The following is a 26409-nucleotide window of genomic DNA, read 5'->3' on the forward strand; positions in this document are numbered from 1 at the left end:
TGTGCGCCGGAGCCCGGCGATCAATGAAGGAGGCGGAAAAGAGGCGTGAAGCGTCCGTCATCGTAACGGAAGTCGCCCCGTTGTAGCCGCCCGCGCGGGTATGCGGCTTGCGGAACTGCCAGTACATCATTACAGGAGATTTCATGATGGCCACGCACCACGCCAGGTCGAAGCCGGCGGCCGCCAAATCATCGAAGGCCAAGGCGAAGAGCCGCCGCTGGTCGCACCATGTGATGGACACCAGCGACGCGCTGGACATCGAACCCGACATCTTCAAGGCGCGCAGCCCTGCGCGGATTGCGGCGTCGCTCAAGGCTTCGGCCGAGCACAGCCGGCGGCGCAAGGGGACGGCATTCCAGTCGGCCATGTCAATGCTGACGTTCTATATCAATCGGGCGGGGCACAACCTGGGCGCCGGGCGGCGCCGGATTCTGGAGCGTGCCAAGGATGCGCTGCGTGCCGAGTTCGGCCGCCCTGCGCACGGCACGGCCAAGGCCCGGCACTGATGAAAATGCGGCGGCGCTCAGATGGTCAGCATGACGCTAAGCAGCTGACGGGCGACTGCCTTGTAGTCGGCTTCGTCACCCTGCGGCGAATACGTGGACAGCGTCTTGCCGCGGTATTTGACCGTCACGATGCCGTTGCGGGTCGAATAGGTGGCTTCGATGCTCCGGCCGTTGCGCTCGAGATTGAAGGGGATGGTCTCTGCGACCAGTCGCGCGGTTTCCTGTGTCGCCCGCGGCGTCGGCGCTACGGCCGACAGCGGCGAGTATGAGGCGGGGGCTTGTTGTTCTGGGTGGCGCATGGCGCCTCCTTTTCGGGGAAACGGGTGTGCACCCCAACGCAGGTTCCGTACCAGCCCCGCCCGGCACGGACATGCCGTGCGACCGCCCGAAAAATGGCAGCTCAACCGCCATCAGGGGTTCGTCCTGCGCGCGGGTTTGACGCCACGCGTCGGTCCGTTGACGAGATTTGTCAGATTTGTAAACGCAATTAACCGCCAGAATTTTTTTGGCCCCGTGCAAATCCGGGCTATCAAGGCGGAGGGACAGGTGCCATTCTGGTAAGTGCAATGGCGCGCGCATCGCATGCCAGCCGCATGCATATCGCGCCTTACAGGCACCCTGCCGACGATCCAACCATGCCAACAAGGAGGCGATATGGGTTCCCATACGTACAAGATGATCGAGCTGGTCGGCTCTTCACCCGACTCCAGCGATGCAGCCGTCCGCAACGCCATCGCGCGAGCGGGCGAGACGCTCAAGTATCTGGACTGGTTTGAAGTGCTGGAAACGCGCGGCCACCTGGTCGACGGCAGGATCGCCCACTGGCAGGTGACGATCAAGGTGGGCATGCGGCTCGAAACGCTGGAGAGCGAGAAGCCCGCAGGCAAGAAGAAGGGGAAATAGCGGGTAAAGAAAAGGCGGCCAGGATTGCTCCGGGCCGCCTTTTTCTCAGGACTGCGCTGCTGCGTTATTGCGCTTGCGTGAAGTCCAGCGCGTTGGTCAGGTCGCCCATCGGCTTGTTGCCGTTGGAGACGAGGGCCGCGTCACGTTGCTTGATACCCGGCAGCGTCGGCAGGTCGAAGCGGTGCGTGATCAGGCGCAGGACCGAAGCCGTGTCGTACTGGGTGTGGTCAACGAAACCCTTCTTGGCGAACGGCGAGACGATGATCGCCGGGATACGCGTGCCCGGGCCCCAACGGTCAGCCTTCGGCACCGTGGCGTGGTCGTAGAAGCCACCGTTTTCGTCATACGTCACGACGATCACCATGTTCTTCCACTGCGGGCTCTTCTGCAGTTGAGCGATCACGTTGGCGATGTGCGCGTCGCCGTCAGCCACGTTGGCGTAGCCCGGGTGCTGGTTCAGGTTGCCTTGTGGCTTGTAGAACGTGACAGCGGGCAGCTTGCCAGCGGCTGCGTCTTGCAGGAAGGCGGCGTCGTAGTCGCGCAGGTGAGCCGCACGTTCAGCAGCGCCGGTGGCCGTGGCCGGGTCGAAGCGGCTGAAGTAGTTGAACGGCTGGTGGTGCGGCTGGAACTGGATCGAGCCGCTGTAGATCACGCTGCGCGTGGCGTTCGGAGCGTCGGCAAGGGCCGCGTTCCAGGCGCCGGCATACCAGGCCCAGTCCACGCCACGGGCCGTCAGCAGGTCACCGATGTTGGTGGTGGACTGCTTCGGCAGGGTGGTGGCCTTGGTCGGATCGGCGTAGGCCGTGTTGCCGCTGGCCACGGCGTTGCCCGACGGCTGGTACGGCGGCTGCATCGTGTTGACGGCGTATGAGTTGCCGTTGCTGTCGACCGGCGTCAGGTTGCCGTCCTTCGTGGCGTTGCCATCATCGGCGGCGCCGGCGTACGAGGTCGGCGCACCAGCCATCACCGAGCTTGCAGCCGGGATGAGGGTCGGGCTGCCGTCTGCATTCGTCTTGACGTTGGCGATGCTATTGACCGCCGGCGAGGCTTTTGCGTTCGGATAGATCGGTGCGCACGCGCAGACCAGGTATTGGTGGTTCAGGAACGAACCGCCGAATGCGCCCATGAAGAAGTTGTCGGCCAGCGTGTATTGCTTGGCGATGTTCCACATGGCCATCTTGCTGCCGTCGTAGTAGCCCATGGTCAGGCCGCCGGCATCGGCAAAGGCGGCGAACTTGTCGTTCTTGCCGCCGTTGATCTGCATCTGGTTCTGGTAGAAGCGGTGCCAGAGGTCGCGCGTGATGACGTTCTGGCCGACCACCGTGCCCGTGCTGCCGAAGCCCGAGGCGCTGTCGATCTGGAACATCTGGTTGGGCATATTGGCGGTGGACGCCTGCGTGATCTGCACGCTTTGACCGGCTGCGGTCACGCCGCCCCAGGTGGGCGGCAGCGTCGGCAGCACGGAGCCGTCGAAGTCCTTCTGCGCAACAGCGGTACCGGTCGAGGTGGGGTTCACGCCGGGGATGCCGTTGGCGCCCGGGAACAGGCCGTACAGGTTGTCGAAGCCGCGGTTTTCTGCGTAGATCACCACGATCGTCTTGACGTTGTTGGCCAGCGCCACGCGCTTGGCCACGCCGTCGCGCAGGCTCTTGCCGGTGTCGCCGCCATTGGCAACGGCGTCGGCGATCAGATCGATGGCCTGGTCGATTTCAGCCTGCAGCGCAGCCTTCGTGCCCGCGTCGGCTTCCTTGTTGTGGTCTTCCAGCAGCTTGTCGACCGTCACGCCAAGGCGGGCGGCGAGTGCCGTCTTGGCAGCGCTGATATCGCCGCCGTTGCTGTCCATCAGCACAGCCAGTTCGGTCGAGATGGCGCTGACGACAGCGTTGGCGCCGGCCGGTGCGCGGAACACCAGCGGTCGCGTGATAGCCGTGTGTGCACCTGTGTCCGGATCGTTGCGGAAGGCGTCCGTGCCAATTTCAACGGTGATGGGGCCGGAGCCTGCCAGCGTGTAGGCGCCGTTCGCATCGGTATAGGTGCTGGTTTCACCCGAATCGCACTTGCCGTTGTTGTTGGCGTCGATACAGACCTTGGCATGCTCGAAGTAGCTGCCGGTCACCACGCCCGAGGTGGACGCGGAGGCATTGCTGCTCGAATCACTGCCACCACAGGCAGACATGCTGGCCGCAACCAACGCGGTCAGCGGCAAAAGACGAAGCGCTCGGCTCATGATTTCCCTGGATTGTTGTGTGGGGGACGAAAGCGAGCGGGAGTCTGTGCTTCGTGTGTGACAAGTTGATGATGAAAACGCAGGCGTAGCCCCGATTTCGGCCCAGTTCAGCGTGATCACCATCATCAGGATGAGCAGGGGCACCACCGAACGTTTGAAGACATTTGCCACCATGGAACCCCTCCAAGGGCTGACGTGACACACGTTTGACGACATCAAAGTGTCATGGGAGCCATGCTAAGTTGCAAGGCTCCCAACATTTCGCCTATCGCAAATGCGCCGCCTTCTGCCTGTTGCAACTCATCGCGTGATCGCCGTTTCTGCGCTTGTGCTTGTTGGGCTGGCGGCCGGACTGAGCGGTTGCGGCCGCGGCGAAGCAGCGGTGGCCCATGCCGCAACCGTGGGAGCTTCGGCACCGGCAGCAGCGGCTGCTGCAGCAACATCCGCCAAGCCCGCAGCGGCGCCGGCATACGAAAGAGCCTTCTACACGATCATGGCCACGCGCCGCCCATCGGTGCCGGCGATGACGGCATTGGGCAAGGCGCTGTTTTTTGATCCTGCCCTGTCTGCTTCGGGCAAGCAGTCCTGCGCAAGCTGCCATAGCCCGACGCACGCCTACGGCCCGCCGAATGATCTGTCAGTGCAGCTGGGTGGCGCAGACATGCGCAAGACCGGCGTACGTGCCGCGCCGTCATTGCGCTATATCCAGAACGTGCCTGCGTTCACCGAGCATTTCTACGAGAACGACGGTAACGACTCGGAAGACCAGGGCCCGACCGGGGGCTACACCTGGGACGGCCGCGTGTCGTCCACACACGACCAGGCACGCATCCCGCTGTTGTCTGCGCACGAGATGGCCAACGGCACGCAGGCCGCCGTGGTGGCCAAGCTGCGCAATGGCCGCCATGCGCAGGCCTTCCGCCAAGTGTTTGGCAACGACATCCTGGACAACGAAGACACAGCCTTCCGCGCGGCGCTGATGGTGCTTGAGGTCTTCCAGCAGACGCCGTCCGAGTTCTATCCATATGACAGCAAATACGACGCGTTTTTGCGCAAACAGGTGAAGCTGTCGCCGCAGGAGATGCGCGGGCTGCAGGTCTTTGCCGATCCGGCCAAGGGCAACTGCGCGTCCTGCCATGTGAGCGCCATCAAACAGGACGGGGCGTTCCCGGCCTTCACCGATTTCGGCCACATTGCCGTGGGCGTACCGCGCAACCGCACGCTCGCAGCCAATGCCGATCCGAAGTTCTTCGATCTGGGCCTGTGCGGGCCTGACCGGACCGACCTCAGAGACCGCGCCGGCTATTGCGGCCGCTTTCGCACGCCGTCGCTGCGCAACGTGGCGCAGCGCAAAACGTTCTTCCACAACGGCGCCATCCATTCGCTGGAAGACGCGGTGCGCTTCTACGCCCAGCGCGACACCCAGCCGCAGAAGTGGTATCCGCGCAAGGCGGACGGCACGGTCGACAAGTTCGACGACCTGCCAGCCCAATACCGCGCCAACGTCAACATGGAGCGGCCGTTTGGCGGCAAGCCGGGTGACAAGCCTGTGTTGTCCGAGGCCGACGTGCGCGACATCGTGGCCTTCCTCAAGACGCTTACCGACGGCTATCGGCCGGTGCGGGCAACGCAATCCGGCGCCCAAAGCGCCAGCCGCGTTGCACAGCGCTGAGCGCCAGGCTCCAAGCGCCGCGGCCCGTTTGTTGCAACACCTTGCGCGGGATTCGCGCAAGGCCGCGCGTGCGCTGCGGTTATCATCGGCGGATCGTCTTTCTGCTGTCTTCTATTTCCCGCTATGACCTGGCTTGCTGACCCGTCCATCTGGATTGGCCTGTTCACCCTGGTGGTGCTCGAGATTGTTCTCGGCATCGACAACCTCGTTTTCATTGCCATCCTGGTCAACAAGCTGCCGCCGGCGCTGCGCGACCGCGCCCGGATGATCGGGCTGGGCCTGGCTTTGCTGATGCGCATGGTGCTGTTGGCCGCCATGTCGTGGCTGATCGGGCTCACCAAGCCGTTGCTCACGCTGGGGCCTGTCGATCTGTCGGGCCGATCAATCATCCTGCTGCTGGGCGGTTTCTTCCTGCTGTTCAAGGCCACCTCCGAGTTGCACGAGCGTCTGGACGGCGAACCGCAGGACGAAAGCCACGGCACCGGTCACGGCAAGTTCTGGAATGTGATTGCGCAGGTGGTGATTCTCGATGCGGTGTTCTCCATCGACTCCGTCATCACCGCCGTGGGCATGGTCAACGACCTGCCGGTGATGATGGCTGCCGTGGTGATCGCCATGGGCGCCATGCTGTTTGCCTCGCGCCCGCTGACGGAGTTCGTCAACGCGCATCGCACGGTGGTGGTGCTGTGCCTGAGCTTCCTGCTGATGATCGGCTTCTCGCTCGTTGCCGAGGGCCTGGGCTTTCATATTCCGAAGGGCTATCTGTATGCGGCCATCGGCTTCTCGATCCTGATCGAGTTCTTCAACCAGGTGGCCCAGCGCAATACCGTGCGCTACGATCGCCGCCGCCCGCTGCGCGAGCGCACCGCCGATGCGGTGCTGAGCCTGCTGGGCGACCGCCGTGGCGCGCCGGCAGAGTCCGAATCGCACGAGACCGCCTCACACGATGCTGGCCAGCCCGTGCCCGAGACCGTGTTCCGCCCCGAAGAGCGCAGCATGGTCAGCGGCGTGCTGGACTTGGCCGAGCGCTCGGTGCGCTCGATCATGACGCCGCGCCACGATATTTCGTGGGTGGATCTGGACGCCGATGCGGCCGTCACGCGCAAATTGCTGCTGGCCGTGCCGCATAACCAGTTTCCGGTCTGCCGTGGCGGCCTGGATGACCTCTTGGGTGTGGCGCGCGCCAAAGACCTGATGGGCGATCTCGACACCCGTGGCTCCATCGACGTAGACCGCAGCGTGAAGCCTGCGCTCAAGGTGTCCGACAACATCGGCATCCTGCGCCTGATGGATCAGCTCAAGCGTGCGCGCGGGCGCATGCTGGTGGTGACCGATCCGCTGGACGTAGTGCAAGGCGTGGTCACGCCCATCGACGTGCTCGAGGCCATTGCGGGCGAATTCCCTGATGAAGACGAACGCCTGGGCGTGGTGGAAGTCAGCGATGGCTGCTGGGAAGTGGCCGGCGAGGCTGACCTGCGCCAGCTCGAAGATGTCCTGCACGTCGACTGGCTGCTAGACGAAGGCGGCGGTGCCACGAGCCTGGGTGGCTACCTCTTCAACCAGTGGGACCGCCTGCCCGAAGTGGGCGACACGCTGGTGCGCCACGACCTCCGTTTCGTGATCCTTGAAGCCGGCAGCCGCCGCATCGTGCGCGTGCGCATCGAGCGTATGGAAGATGTGACAGCCCCCGAGGCTGAAGCTTAAGACGTCGTCGATGTGGCCGGCCGTGGTGCACGCGCCAGGCCAAGGCTAATCACGGCTGCCAGCACGCAAGCAATGCCACCCACCTGGCGCGCGCTGACGGCCTCGTCGAGCAGCGTTGCTGCAAATACCACGGCTGCCACAGGGGCCAGCGCGGTAAACAACGATGCCTCTGCACCGCTTACGCGCGCGGCCCCGGCATACCAGAGCACAAAACCACCGACGGTCGGCACGATGGCGTAATACGCCACGGCCATCAGCGCGTGTGTTGCCTGCGTCGATGCGTGCAACTGCCATGGCGCTTCCCATAGCGCGGGCAGCAGCGCCGCCAGCAAACCGAATGCACTCATCAGCGCCGACAGCGCAAGCGGCGGCACCGGCGTGCGCAGCCGCTTGTTGAGCAGGATGAAAAGCCCCTCGCACACCACGGCGCCCATCACCAGCAGGTTGCCGAGCAGCGGATGTGTCGCGTCGCCGCGCGGCTGCAGGGCGATGGCCAGCACCCCGGCGGTGGCCAGCCCAATCGCCCCGAGCACCGCGCGCCCGGGTCGTTCGCCCAGCAGCACGATCGCGATCAGCGCAGACATGACCGGCAGCGTGCCGATGATGACGCCCGCGTCTGCGGCCGACGTGTGCCGTAACCCGGAAATGAGCAGCGTCGTATAGCCCACGCTGCCGGCACCCGCCTGCACGAAAAGCAGTGCCCAATCCCGGCGTGCGAGCACGGGCCAGCGCGTGCGCGTCATGCGCATGATGAACAGGAACAGCGGCAGCGCCATCGCAAAGCGCAACGCTGTCGCCGTAAATGGCGGCAGGCCCGCCGCGATGATCTTGCTGGCCGCCACGGTGCTGCCCACCAGCACCATCGCCAGCGCAAGGTAGAGACAACCTTCAAGTCGATTGGACAGTTTTGGCATTTCGCATCCTGCGTGTGTGGATGCCGCAGGATGGGCCCACGCGATGCGCGCGTCTTGAACGAAATTGCAGCGAGGGGAGGGTGAAAGATGTGGCTAGCGCGCCGCCGCCACCATGCCCGGCGATACGCCGTACTTGCGCACGAACTGCCGCGTCATGTGGCTTTGATCGGCAAAGCCGCAGGCGGCTGCTACGTCCGCCAAGGGCTGGCCTTGGGCGATTAGCCGGCGCGCCAGGGCCACGCGACGCTGCACCTGATAGGCGTGCGGCGTAAGACCGGTCACGCGGGCAAAGCCGCGCAACACCTGGAAGCGGCTCAGGCCCGTTTCGTGTGCGAGGTCGAGCAGGGAGATGGCGGCAGCCGGGTCATCGTCGATGCGCGTGCGGGCAAGCCGGATGGCATCGGGCGCTTCGTCGGCGTGGTGGCTGGCGTGGTGGTTGGCGGCGTGCAGGGCGTCTGCCAATACGGACAGCAGCAGCTGCTCGCGCAGCAGTGCATCGCTTTGTGCGGCGGGCACCGTCATCTGCGCAAACAGCAGGCGCATGCGCGGGGCGAGGTCTGCGTCGTGGATGACCGGGCGGTCAAATTCAGCGTCGCCGCAGTGGCTGGGGTGCAGATCCGTCGCCAGTTCGGCGACCACGCCGGGGTCGAGGTAAAGCATGCGCCATGCGCGGCCGGCATCGCCGATGGGTGTGCCATCGTGCACTTCAAACGGATTGACCGTGATGACGTCGCCTGCGCCGGCTTCCACCATGCCGCGTCCGCTGAACGACTTCTGTGCCCCGCGATCGACGATGCCGATGCCGAACTGGCCATGCGTGTGGCGCGGGAAGGTGTGGCCGGAATCTGCGGCGACCGCCTCCACGCCGCGCATGGCGCAGCGACGCATCGAAAACGCGGGGTTGGCCGGCCGGCTGGGCAAGGGCGGTTCCTTGTAAGGGGATACGCGAATCTACGGGGGTGCAGCGTGGCAGCAGCATACGCTTTCTTCGCATTTCGCTCATTTTTTGCCCACAGGCGGTTGGTATGCTGGGGCTTTCTGCGGCAGCGCGCCCGGTAAGATGAGGCCGTGCCTGCTGCCGGGCAGCGCGGGAACCGCTCCAGCCGGGGCGCCCCGGCAGCCTCTGACTCATCCATGCGCCCGTCTTTCGGTATTACCTCCAAGCTGTTCGTTGCGTTGTTCATGCTGAGCATCGTTGTTGCGCTCGCCATGGGCGCGGCGGTGCGCTGGCGCTTTGACGCCAACTTTCTCGACTACGTGAACGCGCGCGAATCCGAGCGCATGGCCGTGCTCGCGCAGGGCGTGGAAGCCGCCTACACGCAGCACGGCAACTGGGATTTCCTGCGCAACGATCGCATGGCGTGGTTTCGCCTGCTGCGCCGCGAGGGTGCCCGGGCTCGCGCCAACGGCATGGGCGGCGACCGCTTCGACCTGCCACCGGGCCATCGCTTCGATCCACTGCCACCCGGCCCGGACCGCGGCATGGACAGAGACATGCCGCCGCCCGGCCCGCCTCCCGCAGGGAGCCTGCCGCCGCATCCGCCCGGCGAGCCGCCCGTGCCGCACTCGCCGATCTGGCTGCTAGATGCGCAGCGCAACGTCATCATTGGCGACGGGCCACCGCTCGGGCCGAACGCCCGATGGCACGAACTGCACCACAACGGCCAGACCGTCGGCTGGCTGGCCATGCCGCCGCGCGTGCGGGTGCCCGAAGGCGCCGACCAGGCATTCCAGGCGCAGCAGCTGCGCGCTACGTGGATCATCGCGGGGCTGTCGGTCCTGCTGGCGGCGCTGGTGGCGGTGCTGCTCGCACGCGGTCTGCTGGCTCCGATGCGCCGGCTGACCGATGCCGCACGCCGCATGGCTGACGGCGACTACGCCACCCGTGTCGACGTGCATTCGCGCGATGAACTCGGCGAGTTGGCTGCAGATTTCAACCATCTTGCCGCCTCGCTGGAGGCCAACCAGAAGATGCGGCGTCAGCTCACGGCCGACATCTCGCACGAACTGCGCACGCCCCTGGCCGTGCTGCGCGGCGAACTGGAAGCACTGGAAGATGGCGTGCGTCCGTTGACGGCCACGTCGCTCGCGTCATTGCAAGCCGAGGTGTCGACCCTCAGCAAGCTCATCGACGATTTGTACGAGCTCTCGCTGGCCGATGTGGGCGCGCTCGCCTTCCACATGGAGCCGCTCGACCTGGCCGATACCGTGTGCAGCGCCGTGCAGGGCTTTACGTCACGTCTGATGGAAAAGGGCATTGCGCTGCAGCTGGACGTGCCGGCAGCGCCGTCGCATGCAACGATGGTCAAGGGCGACGCGCAGCGCCTGCGTCAGGTCATGCAGAACCTGCTGGAGAACACGCTGCGCTACACCGATGCCGGCGGCACGCTGCGCGTGCATGTCCATCAGGACGGTGACTGGCAGCAGATCGACGTGCAGGACAGCGCGCCGGGCGTGCCCGAGGCGATGCTGCCGCGCATCTTCGACCGCCTGTTCCGCGTGGATGCCTCACGCAGCCGGGCGCAGGGCGGGGCCGGTCTGGGCCTGAGCCTGTGCCAGACCATTGTCGCCGCACACGGCGGCACCATTGACGCCAGACATTCGCCGTTGGGCGGGCTGTGGATCGCCATTCGCCTGCCGATTCTTGATGTGCTTGATCCGCTAGCCGACCATGATTCTGATCATTGAAGACGAACCCAAGCTGGCCGCATTGATGACCGACTATCTGCGCGCCGCTCACTACGAGACCGAGTGGCTGGCCGATGGCACGCATGCCACGCAGCGCGTTCGCGAAACCTCACCCGAACTCGTGCTGCTCGACCTGATGCTGCCCGGTAAGGACGGCCTGGAAATCTGCCGTGAGGTGCGCGCCTTCAGCGAAGTGCCGATCGTCATGGTGACGGCGCGGGTGGAAGAAATCGACCGCCTGCTCGGCCTCGAGCTTGGCGCTGACGACTACGTCTGCAAGCCCTTCAGCCCGCGCGAACTGGTGGCGCGCATCAAGACCATCCTGCGCCGCGTACAGCGCGCCGGTGGCGTGCCGGAGAGCGCCTTGCAGATCGACGGTGCCGCCTATGCCGCCACGCTGCGCGGCCAGCGCCTCGACCTCACGCCGGTGGAATTTCGCTTGCTGGCCGCACTGGCGGGCGCACCGGGGCGCATTCTGTCGCGCTCGAACCTGCTCGAGCAGATCTACGACGACCACCGCATCGTGACCGACCGCACGGTCGACACGCACATCAAGAATCTGCGCCGCAAAATGGAGCAGGTGAGCCCGGGCACGGACATGATCCATTCCGTCTATGGTGTGGGTTACCGCCTCGACGCCTGAGGTTCAAGAAAACTCCTCGGTTTGCCCACCTTTTGTGCAGGGTCGATGGCTACAGTGAACGTATGGTCGGCTTGCTCGGCCGACGATCTCATGAGGAGCTTCAACATGACCGCTGTGACTTCCCGCGTGGCAGGTTTTGCTGCCGGACTTTTGCTTTCGTGCGCCGCACTGGCCCAGACCGCCGGGCCCGGCGCTGTTCCGCTCTCGCCCATGCCACCCATGGCACCTCATGGTCCGGGCATGATGGAGCGCGGGCCAGGCATGGGCCCCGGCGGCCCGCGTGGCATGGGCCCGCATCATGGCGGCGCGCCCTTTCTGCGTGGCCTGAGGCTGAGCGAAGAGCAGCGCGACAAGATTTTCGCCATCGAATATGCGCAGATGCCGGATGCGCGAGAGCAGCGCAAGGCTATCGAGCATGCCCGCCGCGACTTGCACCAGATGGTGGCGTCAGGCCAGTATGACGAAGCGCGTGCACGTGCCCTGACTGAATCGCTCGGCCGCGCTGTTGCCCGCGAAGCGCAATTGCGCGCGCAGGCCGGCGCCAAGATCATGCAGGTGCTTACGCCGGAACAGCGCAAACAGGTGGGCGAGCGTGAAGCCCAGCGCGTGGCGGAACTTGAGTCCGGCGAAGGCGGGCCGGAACCGGTGCCGATGATGTAATTCGCGGCTGCCCAAAGATGGAATCGGTTCTCGGTCTGCAGCGGAGCCCGAGAACGGATTTCTAGCGGTAAACCACCACCGGCACGTGCGCGTAGGTCAGCACCTTGCGCGTCTCGTTGCCGATCAACAGGCGCCCCATCAGGCTGCGGTGCCCGTGCGATGCCATGAAGATGACGTCGCATGCGTGCCGCTTTGCCGCATCGAGGATGCCCAGATAGGGCTCGGCAAACTGCGACACATCGCTGTCGAACTGCACGCCTTCTTCGCGGGCACGCTCTGCGATGCGGTCAATGCAGTCCTTCGCGTAGCCCTGCACCGTTTCCATGTAATGCGCATGCGGACACTCGCCCACGCCGGCCGAATAGGCCATGTTGGGGAATTCTTCAATGCACGTGTAGGCGGTGAGACGGCAACCGGTGGCGCGCGCCAGCTTGAGCGCGCCGTCGATGGCCTTGCGGCATTGCTCGGAGCCGTCGGTCGGCAGGAGGATATGGGTAAACATGGCGGTCTCCATGGGGAACCCATCTCCACGTTACTGCGCGCACCGATGCGCCTCTATCGTGGAAAACGCTAGTCCAGCGCAGCTTTTCAGCCGATACCGACGATCGGCTGGTCGCAATGCACGGTCGTTCGCATATTGACGAGGCAGGTTAAGGCTTAGCCCCGTTGCCACGCCTGCCGGTAGCGCGACGGCGACGCGCCGAGCTGCAGCGCAAATCGCCGGCTGAAATGGCTGGCACTGGCAAAGCCGCAGCGCTCGGCAATCGTCGCCAGCGCAAGGGTGGTTGTGCGCAGCAGCGTTTGCGCGCGCGCCATGCGTTGCTGCATCACCCACTCATGCGGTGCGGCCCCGAATGACGCGCGAAACATCCGCGCGAAATGGAATTCCGACAGATTCGCTTCTGCCGCCAATTGCCCGAGTGACAGGGGCAGGTGCAGTTCTGCGTCGATGCGTGCCGCAATGCGCCGGCATACGTGCGGCGCCAGCCCGCCGCGCACAGCCAGCGCCCGCGTGCGGCCCTGTGTCTGCACGAGATACGACAGCGTGTCATTGGCCAGCGCGTTGGCGCGCATGCGGTCGTCCAGGTCGGTCCAATCGAGCTGGGCGATGTTCGCGCAAGCCTGTGCGAGATGGGCGTCTTCAATGAAGGTGCGGTCGTGCAGCGTGAACAGGCGGGGCTCTGCGTCGAGCAGGCGCACAGCGTGACCGGCCAGCGCGTCGGGCGGGAAATACAGGTGAACGAAGCGCATGGGCTGCTCGATCACCCAGCTCGATTGGTGTTCAGCCGGCAGCATGCACACGCGCCCTGGCGCGCCGAACAGATGCGGTAGATCTTGCCGGTGCGTGGTATAGCCGCCTTGCAGATAGACCGACAGCGTGTGGTGCTCGGGCTGGATGTAGCGCGCCTCGTCGTGCTCGTTGCGCCAGATGGCGGCGGTCACGCCGTCGCCCAGATTCGTCACGCGCTCAAGCGATGCGCGCGAGCCGCGTGCAAGCGTGCCGAAGACGCTCGCGTCTGCGGTGACGCGAGGGTCCGCGGGCTGGGACGAAGGGGATGTGGGGGCAGGGCGCACGCGTTGATGTTACCAACGATGGCACCGCGATGCGATGCAAAGAGCAGGGGCGCTATCCGCCGCAGAGCTGGCGCGCCACCTCGCCTGCCAGGCCGACGGCGTCTACGCGTTGCCAGCCCGCATCGTTGGCGAGCTGCCTTTCGCTGACGGTCAGCGCGCCTTGATACAGCTTGGCTTGCGACACCGAAAACTGCCGGCTGCGGCAATCGACGGTGTACAGAAAATCGGCCATGTCGCCGCGAAAGGCGCCGAACATGCGCTGCAGCGAACGCATGCCCGCACGGTTGGACGCTTCTACGCGCACCCACGCACTGACCGGGCCGCTGGGCATGCGCTGGATGCTGCCAACGTCAAGCGACGCGTAACTGTCCGGTTGATCGGGCAGCTGGATCCAGCGCTCCGCACCGGCCACCGGCATGGACAGCGCCGCCAGCGCTGCCAGCATGCCGGCCATGGCGCGGTGTGCGAAGGCGAAGGGTGTCATCGCGGCTTGCCGCCCGGTACGGGAATGGCAATCGAGTCGGAATGACTGCAGGCCATCATCACGCCGGCCTTGTCGACGTCGATCATTACGGTGCCGGGCTTGTCGGCTGTGCTGGGCGTGGCCGCCAAGCTGCCCGACAGGCGCTGCATGATCGCCTGGCAGGTCGGGGCCGTGGAGGCAACAGTCGTGGATTTGGCTGTCTTGGCCGCCGGGATGGGGGTGGGCGCGGCGGCAGCAACAGCGGGTCGGGTCGGGGCAGGCGCGGTGCCGGCCGTGGGTGGCGTAGAAGCGTGCGCGCGAGGCAACGCAACAAGTGCGGCCAGCACGCTCACGGCAATCAACAACCGCGTGGTGCGCCGTGAAAGCGATCGATTGGGGGGAGACAGAGACGGCATGACAGTCCAGACACGTGCATCCAATTTGCGCCTGCTAGGTCACGGGGCAGACGCGCTCTTTCGACCAGTAACGGCACGCCGCGCGCGAACTTAACGCGGCAATCTGCCTCATGGGTCACTCCAGCGTGATTTTGCCTGCGCAGAATACTTCATGTGAACGACATAATCGGGCAGGTTGGAACATTCTCATCAATGTAGCGACCAACCAATATGCCGGGGAGATTTTTCCGGCGTCGTCGGCATCGTGAAACGTACCGCACACAAGGCTCGCACATGCAGGCGATGTAAGCAGACGGGACAAGCAGCAACGGGGTTCATGCAGTGCCAAAAAAAATGGGTCGGCGGAAATGAAAATGCGATGGAATATCCGGCCTTTTCCGCCCTTTGTTTTTCCAAGGGGACCACTATGATTCATAACATGGTGATGCGACGGAACTTTGCGTCGCTTGCCTCATGGGTCAGTTCTCCTCTCTGGAACAGATCGACACGGTCCAGAGATTTCAACCCGCGCCTCGTCAACTGAGCGCGGGTTTTTTCTTGGGTCATGCCAACGTAGGGTGGCCACCACACGCCCCTCAGGGGTATCACACGCTGCACCCTTCAGTTTTCCACCGGCGCGCCGTTGTGGTTAGGGGCGAGACACGTGTAGTCTGCCTCTCGCTTTCCCATTGCCGTCGCTGTTGCTGTTATCGCTCAAGCCATCGCATTGCCCATGACCCAGTTTCTTCCGGCGCAGGCCGGAGCCTCTCCTACAGACGTTGCGCCGCGCTCCGAGGCCGCGCAACGTCCGGTGGCGGCCATGGCGGGGGCGATGACTGAACTGCGCGGTACCGATTTCGACGCGCTGTCCCGGCTGTCGTCCGACGCGGTATTGCTGACCGTGGACGGGCGGCTGGTGCGAGCCAACCCGGCCGCCGCCCGCTTGCTGGGCGCGCAAGATGCAGCGCAACTGACGGGCCTGCAACTCGCCGGCCTGATTCATCCCGATGACGTTGCCCAGGTGATTCCGCGCCTGGCAGGCATGGTGAGCAGCGGCCTTTCTGCCCAGCCGGTCGAACACCGGCTGGTGCGCGCCGACTACACGCATGTGCTGGTTGCCAGCGAAGCCGCTGCGTGCGAGCACGAAGGTCAGCCCGCCGTCATGCTCGTGCTGCGCGAGGCCGTGTCGCGCCATGCGCTGGAGCGCCACGCCGTACAGGCTCGCGCCGAAGCGCTGCATGCGCGCCGTCTGCTCGCTTCGGAGAACGCCGTGCTTGCGCAACTTGCCTCCAATGCGACGCTGTCGACCGTGCTGCGCCACCTGTGCCTGTACGTCGAGCAGGTCTATCCGAATGCCATGTCGGCACTGTTGTTGCTGGACGCCGACTCCCAGACCATGAGTGTGGCCGCTGCGCCCACGGTGCCTGCGGCCTATGCCGCCACGCTGGAGAACACGCCCGTCGGTCCCGATGCCGGCGCATGCGGTTGTGCCGTGTACCTGGGTGACGCCGTCTTCATCGAAAACATTGCGACCGACCCGCGCTGGCAACACGAGCGCACGGCAGCATTGGCAGCGGGCTTTGTCTCCGCATGGGCGTTGCCGATCCGCTCATCGCGTGGCGACAAGCTTGGCGTGCTGGGACTGTTCTATCGGCAACCGTGCGTGCCCGCGGAAGAAGAGCAGCATTTCCTCGACGACGTTACGCACCTGGCGGGCGTTGCCATTCAGAAGGACAACGTCGAACGGGGCCTGGCCGAAAGCGAGGAGCGCTATCGGCTGGCGATCTCGAACCTGCACGAAGGCGTTGTCATCATGTCGCCGGACGGCGTGGTGCAGGCAGCCAACGCCAGCGCCGAGCGCATCTTGCGCGTGCGCCCGGGGCAGCTCGTCGGCCGCAACCGGCTCGACCCGATTCAACGCGTGGTGGACGAAGACGGCAAGGAAGTCGGTGCGACCATGATGCCGTCCGGGCAGGTGCTGCGCACTGGCGAACCCATCTTCGGCCGTGTGTACGGGCTGTTGCTCAAGACCGGTGAGCTGATGTGGGTGCGGCAGAACATCATCCCCATCCGTCGGCATGCCGAGCCGGCACCCAGCAGCGTGATGTTGTCGTTTGCCGATATCACCGATATCAAGCGCGCGGAGCAGCGCCTGCGCCATCTGGCGGCGCACGATGCGCTCACGGGGTTGACCAACCGCAGCTTCTTCATCGCGCACCTGGAAAGCACCATTGAGAGCGCCCGCGACGAGAGCCGCGAGCTGGCGTTGTTCTTCCTCGACCTCGACCGCTTCAAGAGCGTGAACGATACCGCCGGCCATGCCTGCGGCGACACGCTGCTGCAAAGCGCCGCCGCACGCCTGACCGATTGCATTGGCCCCGGCGACGTGATCGCCCGTCTTGGTGGCGACGAGTTCGTCATCCTGATCGACCAGCGTGTCGAAGGAAAGCGCATTGCGTTGCTGGCTGAACGATTGCTTCAAGCCATGCGCGAGCCGTTCGATACCGTCAACGGGCGGTATTACCTGGGCGTGTCGATTGGTGTGGCGCTGTATCCGCATGACGGCATTTCGGGTTCCGACCTGCTGCGTTCGGCCGACGCCGCCATGTACCGCGCCAAGCAGAACGGCCGCAACCGTGCCCAGTTCTATACGGCCGAGCTCAACGCCCGGCTGCAACGCCGCTACATGCTGGAAAACGCGCTGCGCGATGCACGCGAGAACAACGAACTGCAGCTCGTCTATCAACCCAAGTACGACCTGGCCAGCCATCGCATCGTCGGGGCCGAGGCGCTGCTGCGCTGGAACAGCGCCAAGCTTGGGGCGATCTCGCCGGTGGAGTTCATCCCGGTGGCGGAAGAGACGGGCCTGATCGTGCCGATCGGCGCGTGGGTCTTACGGCGCGCCTGCGAACAGGCCGTGATCTGGTACGAGGCGCTGGGCTATGACTTCCGCATGGCGGTCAACCTGTCGGCGCGCCAGTTCCAGGCCGGCGACGTGGTCCCGATGATCGAGCAGACGTTGGCCGACACCGGCCTGCCGCCCACCGCGCTCGAAGTCGAAATTACCGAAAGCCTGCTGATGGGCGGTGCGGATGAAGTCCGCCCGATGTTCGATGCGCTCACCGCGCAGGGCATCCGGATCTCGATCGACGATTTCGGCACCGGGTATTCATCGCTGTCGTATCTGCAGCGTTTCCCGATCAGCAACGTGAAGATCGACCGCTCGTTCATCACCGGCATTCCGGGCGATCCGGATTCCGTGGCGCTGACGGAGGCCATCGTCGCCATGGCGCGCGCCCTGGGCATGACCGTCACCGCCGAAGGTGTGGAAGACGCCGACCAGGTGGAGTTCCTCGCCAAGGCAGGCTGCCAGGAAATCCAGGGTTATTACATCGGCAAGCCTGTCACGGCCGAAGGGTTCGACCGTTTGCTGCGGGCGCACCTGTCGGTGGTGGATGCCGGCGTGCGCGCCGCGCTGGGCTGACTGCCCGACCCGAATCGCATCTTTCCCGCCATTCACACCGGCGTTTCTGCCGTTCGTCGCAATCCGCTCCCGCGTGCGGGGGCCGGCACCTAAGCTGGCGTCATTCCAACAGGGAGACCGCCATGCTTGAATCGATCGCCTCCATCGTCTCGCATACGCCCACCTGGGTGTTCGTGGTGTTTGCCGTGCTGATTGGCATCGGGATGCGTCAGATGCAGTCCCGCATCGTGTCGCGCCGCCGTCTGATCGTGCTGCCGCTGGTGGTGGCCGCGTATTCGCTTTACGGAGTGTCGATGGCAAGCCATGGCAGCCCGCTTGCGCTCACGATGTGGCTGGTGGCCGTTCTGGTGGCGTTCCTGTTGACGTACATGTCGCCGCCCAACGGCGCCGTGTCTGAAACGGCCCACACCGTTCGCGTGCCCGGAAGCTGGGTGCCGATGGTGGTGATCGTGGGCCTGTTCGCCGCCCGCTATGCCTACAACGTGATGCTGGCGATGCACCCGGAAGTCTCGCACTCTGCCAGCTTCATGGCGATGTTCAGCGCGCTGTTCGGCTTCCTGGGCGGTCTGCTCCTCTCGCGCTCGGTGCTGCTGCATGTGCGTACGCCGCGCCTGGCGGCGGCTTGAGCCAGCGAACCGGCGTTAACACGTTAACATCCTGCATGTTGCAATCTCCATCCAAGACGAGACGACATGCTGGAACTCGACGGCACCATCTGGCTGCGCGCCGGTGAAGACAATTGGGGCGGGCGCGGCCGAATCGAACTGCTGGCTGCCATCGGACAGACCGGCTCCATCACCGCAGGCGCAAAAGCCGTAGGTCTTTCCTACAAGGCCGCGTGGGACGCCATCGATACCATGAACAACCTGGCCGGCGAGCCGCTGGTGGTGCGCACCACGGGCGGCAAGGGCGGCGGTGGCAGCGTGCTGACGCCGCGCGCCCAACGGCTGATCGAGAGCTTCCGCGTGTTGGAAGCCGAGCACCGCCGCTTTGTCGATCGCCTGGATGCCGCCGCGCACGCTGCCAGCGAAGACGTCAACCTGCTACGCCGCCTCATGCTGCGCACGAGCGCGCGCAACACGCTGTTCGGCACGGTGGAATCGGTAGCGTCGGGTGCTGTCAATGATGTGGTGACGCTGCGCCTGCCCGGCGGGCAGGCGGTTGCCGCCACCATCACCCAGGAAAGTACGCGCGTGTTGCAGCTGGCGCCGGGCGTACAGGCTGTGGCGCTCATCAAGGCGCCTGCCGTGATGCTGATGCGTGGCGCCGGCGAGTGGCGCGTCTCCGCAGAGAATCAATTGCCGTGCGTGGTCACGGAAATCCGCGATGGCGCGGTGCAGGCCGAAGTGCGCCTGCGCCTGCTGGACGCGAATGCCACGTCCGCGGGCGAGACCGTGCTGGTGGCCATGCTCTCGCGCACGGCGGTGGAAACCCTGGCACTGGCCGAAGGCGTGGAAGCGGTGGCGGTGTTCGAGGCATCGAGTGTGATTCTGGGATTGGCCTGAAGCGCCCATGACGCCCAAGACCCTGCTGATCGTCTACCACTCGATGACGGGCGGCGCGCGCCAGATGGCCGAGGCCGCGCAGGCGGGTGCCGCAGAAGAGGGCGGCGTTGCCGTGCGGTTGATGCACGCAACCCAAGCCGGCCCCGACGATGTGCTCGGGGCAGACGGCTATCTCTTCGCGACACCGGAAAACCTCGCGGCCATCAGCGGGCAGCTCAAGGATTTTTTCGACCGCTGCTATTACCCCGCGCTCGACCGTATCAACGGCCGGCCATACGCGTGCCTGATCTGTGCAGGCAGCGATGGCCTGAACGCGGTGCGCCAGATTGAGCGCATTGCCGCCGGCTGGCGGCTCAAGCCCGTGGCCGAGCCGATCATCGTCTGCACGCATGCGCAAACGCCCGAGGCCATCCTGGCCCCCAAGCAGATTGGCGCAGATGATCTGGAGCGCTGCCGCGTCCTGGGTCAGGCCGTGGCAACCGGGCTTGCGCTGGGCGTTTTCTAGCGCTTTACCACTGCCGTCAGATGCGGATACGGCGACAGCGGTGCCGCATCGTGTGCGCGCACGGCATCGGCCACGACGCGGCCATCGCGCAACTCGAATACGTGGTCTCCGAAGATCTCCACATCGGCCGGGTCGTGCGTGATCATCAGCATGGGTATCTGCAGCCGCGCTTGCAGGGCGGACAGCTCGGAACGCATGCGCGTGCGCAGTGCCGGGTCCAGTGCGGCAAAGGGCTCGTCCAACAGCAGCATGGAGGGCTCGGCGATCAGCGCGCGGGCCAGTGCCACACGCTGGCGCTGGCCGCCGGAAATCTGCGACGGGTAATTGGCGGCGACGGTGCCCAGCTCGAACGTGTCGATCCACTGCTGCACGCGTGGATCGCGTGTGCGGCGCGGCGGGTTGAACCACCCGCGCTTGAGCCCGAACGCAATGTTCTGCGCCACCGTCAGGTGGTTGAAGAGCGCGTAGTCCTGGAAGAGGTAGCCGACGCGGCGTTCCTGCGCGCTCAGGCTGATGCTCTCGGCGTGGTCGAACAGCGTGCGGCCGTTGAGCACGATGCGGCCGCGCTCGGGCGTCATGAGGCCCGCAATGGCGCGCAGCGTGAGGCTCTTGCCGGCGCCCGACGGGCCGTACAGCACCACGCGCCGGCTGTCGGAGCGCACGGCAACGTCGAGCGAGAACACGCGCGCCGCGCTGGTGAGCGTTTTCTGCACGACGAGATCGATCATGCCGCCGCTCATGCCAGTTGCTCCTGCAGGCTCGGCGCGCGCGCCTGCAGCAGGCGGCTGGCCACCACCAGTACCACGATGCAGGTGAGCGAGGTGATCAGCACCAGCGTGTTGGCCGTGGCGTCGTCGCCGGCCTGCACGGCTTCGTAGATCGCGACGGAAAGCGTCTGCGTACGGCCGGGCAGATTGCCGGCGATCATGAGCGTGGCACCAAACTCGCCCAATGCGCGCGCAAACGCCAGCAGAACGCCGGCGGCGATGCCGCGTGCAGCCAGCGGCAGCGTCACGCGGAAGAACACGGCGGCCTCCGGTAGGCCCAGTACACGCGCCGCGCTTTCCAGTTGATGATCGACACCTTCAAAGGCGGCGCGCGCGGATTTCATGACCAGCGGAAACGCCACCACGGTGGAGGCGATCACCGCGCCCTGCCACGTAAAGACGAGCTGGATACCCATGCTGTCGAGCCAGCCGCCGACCGTGCCGCGCCGGCCCAGCAGCACCAGCAGGTAATAACCGAGCACCGTTGGCGGCAGCACCAGGGGCAGGGTCAGGACGGAATCGACGACGTCGCGCAAGCGGCTGCGCGTGCGCGCGAGCGCGTAGGCCGCGCCGACGCCCAGCAGGAGGTTCAGGACGGTCGCCCAGCCGGCCACCTTGAGTGAAAGCAGCAGAGGCGTCCAGATGGAAGCGGACATGCGGATAGTGTGCGAAGGTGCCATCGGCCGGCCGGATGATTCTCGCGAACCGAGAGGTGACGCGTTGGGTGCCGGCGACAGATTGGAAACGTTATCCGCAATATAGGGTTGGATATAACGCACGGTCAATCCTGACACAGTGATGCCCGGCATGTGGCAAGGGGCATGGACGCGCGGCCCCGGCGCCATTGTCAGAGGCGTGGTTTGCTGCGTTGCGACATAAGCCGCGTCGATGGTGGGGCACTAAAAAGTTTTGTTGGACAACGTTGCCACCGGCTTGCAACAATGCGCCAAAACGTAGGCCGGACGTCGCTTTTCACGATCTGCGCCCAGCGGTGCTCAGGGTCACCGCGCAGCAAATGTCATCCCCCGGGGGGGAAACAGCCTTGGCCATGGCCGGAAACATTCCGGCGGCCAAGCAGGTGTTTCCAACATGACCGGAGGACGGCAATGGCCGCCGCACATCGCTCAGATGGTCTGCAGGCAGTACGTTTCCCCCGCGCCGAAGACCTGGCGCTGCTGATGGACATGCGCACCGCGCTCAAGGCAGCGGGCGCGCAGTCTGGCGTTTCCACCCACGCAAGCCCTTCCGTCCAGCTCGACCTGGATGCGCTGTCCGCGAAGGCGGACACTGCGCCGCTACCAGGGCACGCCGATTCCCTGGCTGCGCGCACAGCCGCGGACGATGCCGCCAATGGCGACCGCTTTTTCGTACCGCTGCCGCCGGGCACGGACGTGATTTCCGTGGACGAGCACGCGCTGCTGTTCGAGCCCGCACCCGCGCAGCCGGGTCGACTGCGCCTGGCTGCCGAGCTGCAGGCCGCACGCGGGGTGGCCGAGCGAGCACGCATTGTGTCCGGGCTGATGGGGCTGATGGGTTTTTCGTCCCTCACATACGCGCTGACCGAACGCCACGAAAATGCCCCGCCTACGGTGGCCATGCTCAAGAACTACGTGGCGCCGCGGTTCTTGCAGCGTTATTGCGGCGAACGTCTGTTCACCGTCGACCCACGCCTGCCTGCGGTGTTTGCCACGGGCATGCCGCTGGTGTGGGATCTGGCATCGCTCGCGCGGGGCCAGGCGCGCATGGAGCCGGCGATGCGCGCGCTGCTGCAGACGATGGACGAACACGGATTGCGCAGCGGCGTGATGTTCAGCCTGGGCGCGGGCAAGGGCATGAACCATGCGATTGTCAGCCTCAGTTCGCCGCATGCGGGGCGGGAATGGATCAGCGACAGCGTGCTCGGCCAGTCGATCCTCTTTGGCATGGCGCTGCATCAGGTCTGGCGGGCGCCGCTGCAAACGTTCACGCGCAACACACGCGTATCCGGTGAAGACGCACCGCTCACCGTCATGCAAAGCCGAGTGCTGACGTGCCTGGCCGCCGGCATGAGCGATAAGGAAATCGCCATCAAGCTGCACACCACAGCGCACAACGTTGATTACCACCTGCGCCTGATTCGCCGCCGCTACGGCGCGACCAACCGCGCTCAGTTGGCCTACATTGCGGGCCGCCTGAACCTGATCTGACCGGGATGGGGATGTGGAAGCTGCCGCGCGGCGCTCAGCGCGGCAGCGCCACGCAGCGCAGGCACGATGTGCCGTCGGCGCGATTACACGCAAGGATCATCACCTGCCGGCCGGTCTGGCCGGTGCACGCGCTGCCGGTCAGCACGCGTGGCTGCGCGGGCGCAGATACCGGGCGTGGCGCCCCGGGAGCGGGTGTACCGCCGCCGGCGGGCACGACCGGAATCGGCTCGATCCGTCCACGGGCGGCGTCGGGCACGATGGCCGGCACGTCCCCAGCATTAGCGACAACCTTCTGCACATAGCCGTGGCGGAAGCCGGTCTCGAAATTGCCGCTGTAATAGCAAGACAGCGCCGCGCGCAACGCCTGTTGCTGATCTCCATAGCGCGGCAATGAACGTGCAAAGCATTCAGCCAGGATGGTGCCGCCTGCGCGCAGGTTGCGGCAGGCGTCGAACGCGGTTTCCAGCGTCTCGCCAAAGCGCGCGAGGTTGTAGCGGTTGACCTGCCCGAGTCCCACGCTGAAGTTGTAGCCCTGGCGCTCCAGTGAACGCGCGGTGGCCACGGCTTCTTCCAGCGTGGCAGGCTGGCGCACGAGCCTGCCGCCCACCACGCCGATCGCATAGGGGTTGTAGGCAGACTCCGTGCGCACCAGCGCTTCCAGCGTGACGCGGTCAACGCGCGGCGCGCAGGTGGCGGCCAGCGTGGCAAAGGCGCGTGCATCAATACGCGGGCCTGCCACGGCAGACGTGGCTGCCATGCAAGCGCCAAACGCCATGGCGGCAATGATGAAAGCACTGGCACGCATGGTCGCCACCTCTATCGATAAGACAGCACGAGCCCGTGCACGAGCACCGACCAGCCATCGAGCATCACGAACAGCAGCAGCTTGAACGGTACCGAGATGGTGGTCGGCGCAATCATCTGCATGCCCAACGCCAGCAACAGGTTGGCCACCACGAGGTCGACCACCACGAAGATGATGTAAAGCACAAAGCCCACCTGGAACGCCTTGATCAGCTCGGTAAGGGTGAAGCTCGGCACGAGCACAGTCAGGTCGTCGTTCTTCAGGCCGGCGGCGCGCTCCTTGGGCCAGATGCTCGTGGCGGATTTGACGAAGAAATTGCGCTCCGATTCCAACGTATGGGTCTGCAGGAATTTCTTCACCGGCGGCTGCGCGGCATCGAGAATGGCGATCACGTCATCCACGCTCATCTGGCTGCTCAGGTTGAAGTTGCGCCCGCGCAGGTTGTCGACCATGTCCATGCCGACCGGCGCCATGATGAACACCGTCAGGATCAGCGCGATGCCGTTGAGCACGATGTTGGGCGGCACCTGTTGAATGCCCAGCGCCGAGCGCAGCAGGCCAAACACCACCACCAGCTTGGTGTAGCTCGTGACCATGAGCGCGGCAAAGGGCGCGATGCCCAACGCCGCCACCACGGCAATCATCGCTACGGGATTGGGCAGGTTTCCCATGGTGCGTGTCGAGTGTGTCGATGCGTTGTTCTTGTTGGGGGAGAAGCGGGCCGGGCGTTATGCCTGCCCAGGTGCCGCCTGCCCGATGAAGCGCGATACGCGCACGCCGAGCCGGTTGCCGACAGCAATCAGGTGGCCTTCGCCCACCGGCATGCCATTGGCGAGGATGCGGATGACGGCCTGGTTGAGCGGCTGCGCCAGCTCCATCACCGTGCCGGGCCGCAGCGCGCGCAGCTCGGCTAGTGACAGGCGCCGCTCTTCCAGCTCGAAGGTGGTAACCAGTTCGATGTCGTCCAGGCTGTCGGTGGGAAGCGGGCGCGCCGTGGGCTCCGTGCCGGATGTCGCGGCGTTCGGGGCTGGGTTCTCGGTTGTCATTGGCTTTTCCTCCACGTTTTCCACGACGATGCGGTTGCCTTGCACTTGTCCGAACACACGCAGGTGCAGCCGCCCGCGCACGCGGGCCACGCAGCGCAATGCATCGCCAGCAGGAAGCCATTTTTCGATACGCACGATGTCGCCCAGCGCAATGCCGGAAAAGTCCCGGCGTGACAGAAAGGTGGCGCCCAGCTCGAAGCGCAGCGGCACGTGCGTGCCCATGAAGGCGGCCAGCGGTATGGGTTCTGCAGTCAGCTCTGTCGGACACAGTTCGGGCAGGACGTGCGGCGCGTCGAACAGCAGTCCGGCGCGCGCCAGCCATGGCGCGGCACCGTCTTCGACGGGTGCGTCGTCGTGGCGGCTGATCATCAGCTGCAGGACGTCTGGCCGGTCCAGCCGGACCTCTGGCGATGCGGCCTCCGGCAACCATGTAAGCGCACGTCCGCTGCGTTGTTCGATACCCCGTGCGAGTGGCGCCAAGGCATCGGCCAGCACCGCGCAGCGCAAGGCTTGCGGCACATGCGCGTCTGCGGCGTCGGCCAGCCATGCGCGCTCAGCGGCGGCATCGAGCAGCAGCCAGCCCGGCGCATCGCCCAACGTGAAGCGGTAGGCTTTTGCCGCGGCTTGTACGGCATGCGCTTCGCAACGCGCTTCGTAGGGCGTGCTGCCTACGGAAAACGGTAGTGCTGCGCGCGCCAGATACAGGCGCGACAGCGTACGCGCCAGCGCCTGGTCCACGGCCGAAAGCATGCGGGCGTCGAGCGTATTCATGTCATGAACATGCGTCCGGCCATATAGGCAAGCTGCACGCGGTTCTGCGCACCGTATTTCTTCTTGAGCTGACGCAGGTGATAGTCGACGTTGTGCGGCGACATGTTGAGCTGCTCGGCAATCGCCTTGTCCGATAACCCGCTGGTGATGAATTCCAAAATCTGACGCTGTACCTGGCTGAGCGCACGCGCGTGCGTGTCTTCATGCAACGGTTTTGCGTGCTGCATGAGAAATTCATGCAGGCCCAGCCCCACTGCATAGGCTTGGCCGACCACGTTGTCGGCAATCCAGCCCTTGGCGTTATTGCCCGATCCAAAGCAGATGACGCTGTGCTCCAGGCTGCGTGGGCTCACGACACCGAAGCTGATGCCGCTGCGCAGGCCGGCGCGTTCGGCGTCTTGCAGCAGGCGGTGCAGGCGGTCCGCATCCGCCGGTGCGGTGAGCGTGGCTCCAAGGTCCGCCAAGTCCCACACCAGGGGCCATTCGTAGCGCAACGCAAAGGCCAGCCGCGGGTCGACTTCAAAGTAGCGTTCGTCGACGTAGCGCTTGGGCCAGTTCGGCGGGGAATACGCACGGAAGTACAGCACCCGCGTAATCGATTCCCCAATGCGTGTCAGCCGGTAGTAACAGAGCCAGTCGAAGCCGATGCTGCGCAAGACGGCGCGCAGCAGCAATTGCCGTTCCTGCGCACCGTGCGCGGCCCGCAGATCCTGCGCGGTTTCAGAGAAGGACTCGGCGCGCGCCGTCGCACCCAGGCGGATCGATTCCGCATCGACCACGATGTGTTCTTCGCCAAACAGGATCGGCGCGCGGACATCGCCGGCACCCACATTCGAAGCATTCAACCGTGGCCTCTCGCGTGGCAAGTGAATGCACTTACTGTAGTGGCGCGCACACGCTGCGATGAACTACCGAAAAGCGTAGTCCACCCCGAAACTTCGTCAGGGATTGACCGCACGACTACGAGTTTCAGCGTTGAGCGGACAGGCC

Annotated in this window: 26 protein-coding genes; 12 read left to right on the top strand and 14 right to left on the bottom strand. The window is 65.2% G+C overall.

The window, feature by feature from the left end:
• Nucleotides 1-146 precede the first annotated feature (146 nt).
• Complete coding sequence (locus ACTJK4_RS09775) at nucleotides 147-506, top strand: DUF3175 domain-containing protein (protein ID WP_316879655.1); 360 nt, start codon at nucleotides 147-149, stop codon at nucleotides 504-506.
• 17 nt (nucleotides 507-523) lie between these two features.
• Here the strand turns inward: ACTJK4_RS09775 and ACTJK4_RS09780 are convergent, their stop codons facing one another.
• A complete protein-coding gene (locus ACTJK4_RS09780; RefSeq protein ID WP_316879434.1) occupies nucleotides 524-805 on the bottom strand; it encodes a hypothetical protein in 282 nt (93 codons plus the stop codon).
• 355 nt (nucleotides 806-1160) lie between these two features.
• Here ACTJK4_RS09780 and ACTJK4_RS09785 point away from each other — a divergent pair, with 355 nt between their 5' ends.
• Complete coding sequence (locus tag ACTJK4_RS09785; RefSeq protein ID WP_232039761.1) at nucleotides 1161-1409, top strand: dodecin; 249 nt, start codon at nucleotides 1161-1163, stop codon at nucleotides 1407-1409.
• A gap of 64 nt (nucleotides 1410-1473) precedes the next feature.
• Here the strand turns inward: ACTJK4_RS09785 and acpA are convergent, their stop codons facing one another.
• Nucleotides 1474-3636, bottom strand: coding sequence for an acid phosphatase (acpA, locus tag ACTJK4_RS09790; protein ID WP_440817791.1), 2163 nt, complete (start codon nucleotides 3634-3636; stop codon nucleotides 1474-1476).
• A 274-nt stretch (nucleotides 3637-3910) separates the two neighbouring features.
• Here acpA and ACTJK4_RS09795 point away from each other — a divergent pair, with 274 nt between their 5' ends.
• Nucleotides 3911-5308, top strand: a complete 1398-nt coding sequence (locus tag ACTJK4_RS09795; RefSeq protein WP_440817794.1) for a cytochrome-c peroxidase — start codon at nucleotides 3911-3913, stop codon at nucleotides 5306-5308.
• A 123-nt stretch (nucleotides 5309-5431) separates the two neighbouring features.
• A complete protein-coding gene (locus tag ACTJK4_RS09800) occupies nucleotides 5432-7012 on the top strand; it encodes a TerC family protein (RefSeq protein WP_260801551.1) in 1581 nt (526 codons plus the stop codon).
• Here ACTJK4_RS09800 and ACTJK4_RS09805 read toward each other — a convergent pair.
• On the bottom strand, nucleotides 7009-7926 hold the full coding sequence (locus ACTJK4_RS09805; protein ID WP_322018412.1) for a DMT family transporter: 918 nt from the start codon (nucleotides 7924-7926) through the stop codon (nucleotides 7009-7011). The two genes, ACTJK4_RS09800 and ACTJK4_RS09805, sit on opposite strands and share 4 nt — an antisense overlap.
• Before the next feature lie 93 nt (nucleotides 7927-8019).
• Nucleotides 8020-8799 (bottom strand): AraC family transcriptional regulator, encoded by a 780-nt coding sequence (locus ACTJK4_RS09810; protein WP_440078066.1) that lies wholly within the window; start codon nucleotides 8797-8799, stop codon nucleotides 8020-8022.
• Between the two features lie 261 nt (nucleotides 8800-9060).
• Between ACTJK4_RS09810 and ACTJK4_RS09815 the strand changes: the two genes are divergently transcribed.
• The 3 genes from ACTJK4_RS09815 (at nucleotide 9061) to ACTJK4_RS09825 (ending at nucleotide 11917) form a co-directional block, all read left to right on the top strand.
• On the top strand, nucleotides 9061-10614 hold the full coding sequence (locus ACTJK4_RS09815; protein WP_440817797.1) for an ATP-binding protein: 1554 nt from the start codon (nucleotides 9061-9063) through the stop codon (nucleotides 10612-10614).
• Nucleotides 10598-11257, top strand: a complete 660-nt coding sequence (locus tag ACTJK4_RS09820) for a response regulator (RefSeq protein WP_232039755.1) — start codon at nucleotides 10598-10600, stop codon at nucleotides 11255-11257. Before ACTJK4_RS09815 ends, ACTJK4_RS09820 begins: the two co-directional genes overlap by 17 nt.
• A 105-nt stretch (nucleotides 11258-11362) precedes the next feature.
• Entirely contained in the window at nucleotides 11363-11917 is a 555-nt protein-coding gene (locus ACTJK4_RS09825; protein ID WP_260801555.1) for a Spy/CpxP family protein refolding chaperone, read from the top strand.
• Nucleotides 11918-11978: 61 nt separating this feature from the next.
• On the opposite strand, the gene ACTJK4_RS09830 is transcribed toward ACTJK4_RS09825, so the two are convergent.
• The 4 genes from ACTJK4_RS09830 to ACTJK4_RS09845 form a co-directional block, all read right to left on the bottom strand.
• A complete protein-coding gene (locus ACTJK4_RS09830) occupies nucleotides 11979-12419 on the bottom strand; it encodes a universal stress protein (protein WP_112188252.1) in 441 nt (146 codons plus the stop codon).
• Nucleotides 12420-12574: 155 nt separating this feature from the next.
• Nucleotides 12575-13492 (bottom strand): helix-turn-helix domain-containing protein, encoded by a 918-nt coding sequence (locus ACTJK4_RS09835; RefSeq protein ID WP_232039753.1) that lies wholly within the window; start codon nucleotides 13490-13492, stop codon nucleotides 12575-12577.
• Nucleotides 13493-13544: 52 nt separating this feature from the next.
• Complete coding sequence (locus ACTJK4_RS09840) at nucleotides 13545-13976, bottom strand: hypothetical protein (RefSeq protein ID WP_232039752.1); 432 nt, start codon at nucleotides 13974-13976, stop codon at nucleotides 13545-13547.
• Entirely contained in the window at nucleotides 13973-14371 is a 399-nt protein-coding gene (locus ACTJK4_RS09845) for a glycoprotein (protein ID WP_232039751.1), read from the bottom strand. The genes ACTJK4_RS09840 and ACTJK4_RS09845 overlap by 4 nt, the downstream gene beginning before the upstream one ends.
• A gap of 712 nt (nucleotides 14372-15083) precedes the next feature.
• Between ACTJK4_RS09845 and ACTJK4_RS09850 the strand changes: the two genes are divergently transcribed.
• The 4 genes from ACTJK4_RS09850 to ACTJK4_RS09865 all read left to right on the top strand — a co-directional run bounded on the left by ACTJK4_RS09850 (nucleotide 15084) and on the right by ACTJK4_RS09865 (nucleotide 19844).
• A complete protein-coding gene (locus ACTJK4_RS09850) occupies nucleotides 15084-17834 on the top strand; it encodes an EAL domain-containing protein (protein WP_440817804.1) in 2751 nt (916 codons plus the stop codon).
• A 122-nt stretch (nucleotides 17835-17956) separates the two neighbouring features.
• Nucleotides 17957-18460 carry a DUF6622 family protein gene (locus tag ACTJK4_RS09855; protein ID WP_232039749.1) on the top strand — a complete coding sequence of 168 codons (504 nt, stop codon included), beginning with the start codon at nucleotides 17957-17959 and terminating at the stop codon, nucleotides 18458-18460.
• A 66-nt stretch (nucleotides 18461-18526) separates the two neighbouring features.
• A complete protein-coding gene (locus ACTJK4_RS09860) occupies nucleotides 18527-19339 on the top strand; it encodes a TOBE domain-containing protein (protein WP_322018408.1) in 813 nt (270 codons plus the stop codon).
• 7 nt (nucleotides 19340-19346) lie between these two features.
• Nucleotides 19347-19844, top strand: a complete 498-nt coding sequence (locus ACTJK4_RS09865) for a flavodoxin family protein (protein WP_440817807.1) — start codon at nucleotides 19347-19349, stop codon at nucleotides 19842-19844.
• On the opposite strand, the gene ACTJK4_RS09870 is transcribed toward ACTJK4_RS09865, so the two are convergent.
• Both ACTJK4_RS09870 and modB read right to left on the bottom strand, forming a co-directional pair.
• Nucleotides 19841-20584, bottom strand: a complete 744-nt coding sequence (locus tag ACTJK4_RS09870; protein WP_232039746.1) for an ABC transporter ATP-binding protein — start codon at nucleotides 20582-20584, stop codon at nucleotides 19841-19843. The genes ACTJK4_RS09865 and ACTJK4_RS09870 overlap by 4 nt on opposite strands.
• Complete coding sequence (gene modB / locus ACTJK4_RS09875) at nucleotides 20581-21267, bottom strand: molybdate ABC transporter permease subunit (protein ID WP_433867918.1); 687 nt, start codon at nucleotides 21265-21267, stop codon at nucleotides 20581-20583. Before modB ends, ACTJK4_RS09870 begins: the two co-directional genes overlap by 4 nt.
• A 450-nt stretch (nucleotides 21268-21717) precedes the next feature.
• Here modB and ACTJK4_RS09880 point away from each other — a divergent pair, with 450 nt between their 5' ends.
• Entirely contained in the window at nucleotides 21718-22797 is a 1080-nt protein-coding gene (locus tag ACTJK4_RS09880) for a helix-turn-helix transcriptional regulator (protein ID WP_260801560.1), read from the top strand.
• 34 nt (nucleotides 22798-22831) lie between these two features.
• Here ACTJK4_RS09880 and ACTJK4_RS09885 read toward each other — a convergent pair whose 3' ends face one another.
• From ACTJK4_RS09885 to ACTJK4_RS09900, 4 genes are read right to left on the bottom strand one after another with little or no spacing between them, the layout of a single operon-like run.
• Nucleotides 22832-23602: a lytic transglycosylase domain-containing protein gene (locus ACTJK4_RS09885; RefSeq protein WP_392397738.1), complete on the bottom strand. Its 771-nt coding sequence runs from the start codon at nucleotides 23600-23602 to the stop codon at nucleotides 22832-22834.
• Between the two features lie 11 nt (nucleotides 23603-23613).
• Complete coding sequence (gene sctR / locus ACTJK4_RS09890; protein WP_045201601.1) at nucleotides 23614-24273, bottom strand: type III secretion system export apparatus subunit SctR; 660 nt, start codon at nucleotides 24271-24273, stop codon at nucleotides 23614-23616.
• Nucleotides 24274-24330: 57 nt separating this feature from the next.
• Complete coding sequence (gene sctQ / locus ACTJK4_RS09895) at nucleotides 24331-25419, bottom strand: type III secretion system cytoplasmic ring protein SctQ (RefSeq protein WP_260801561.1); 1089 nt, start codon at nucleotides 25417-25419, stop codon at nucleotides 24331-24333.
• Nucleotides 25416-26264 carry a helix-turn-helix transcriptional regulator gene (locus ACTJK4_RS09900; protein WP_232039742.1) on the bottom strand — a complete coding sequence of 283 codons (849 nt, stop codon included), beginning with the start codon at nucleotides 26262-26264 and terminating at the stop codon, nucleotides 25416-25418. The genes sctQ and ACTJK4_RS09900 overlap by 4 nt, the downstream gene beginning before the upstream one ends.
• Nucleotides 26265-26409 lie beyond the last annotated feature (145 nt).

The sequence above is a fragment of the Ralstonia sp. 22111 genome, assembly GCF_052045895.1.
Taxonomy (GTDB): domain Bacteria; phylum Pseudomonadota; class Gammaproteobacteria; order Burkholderiales; family Burkholderiaceae; genus Ralstonia; species Ralstonia wenshanensis.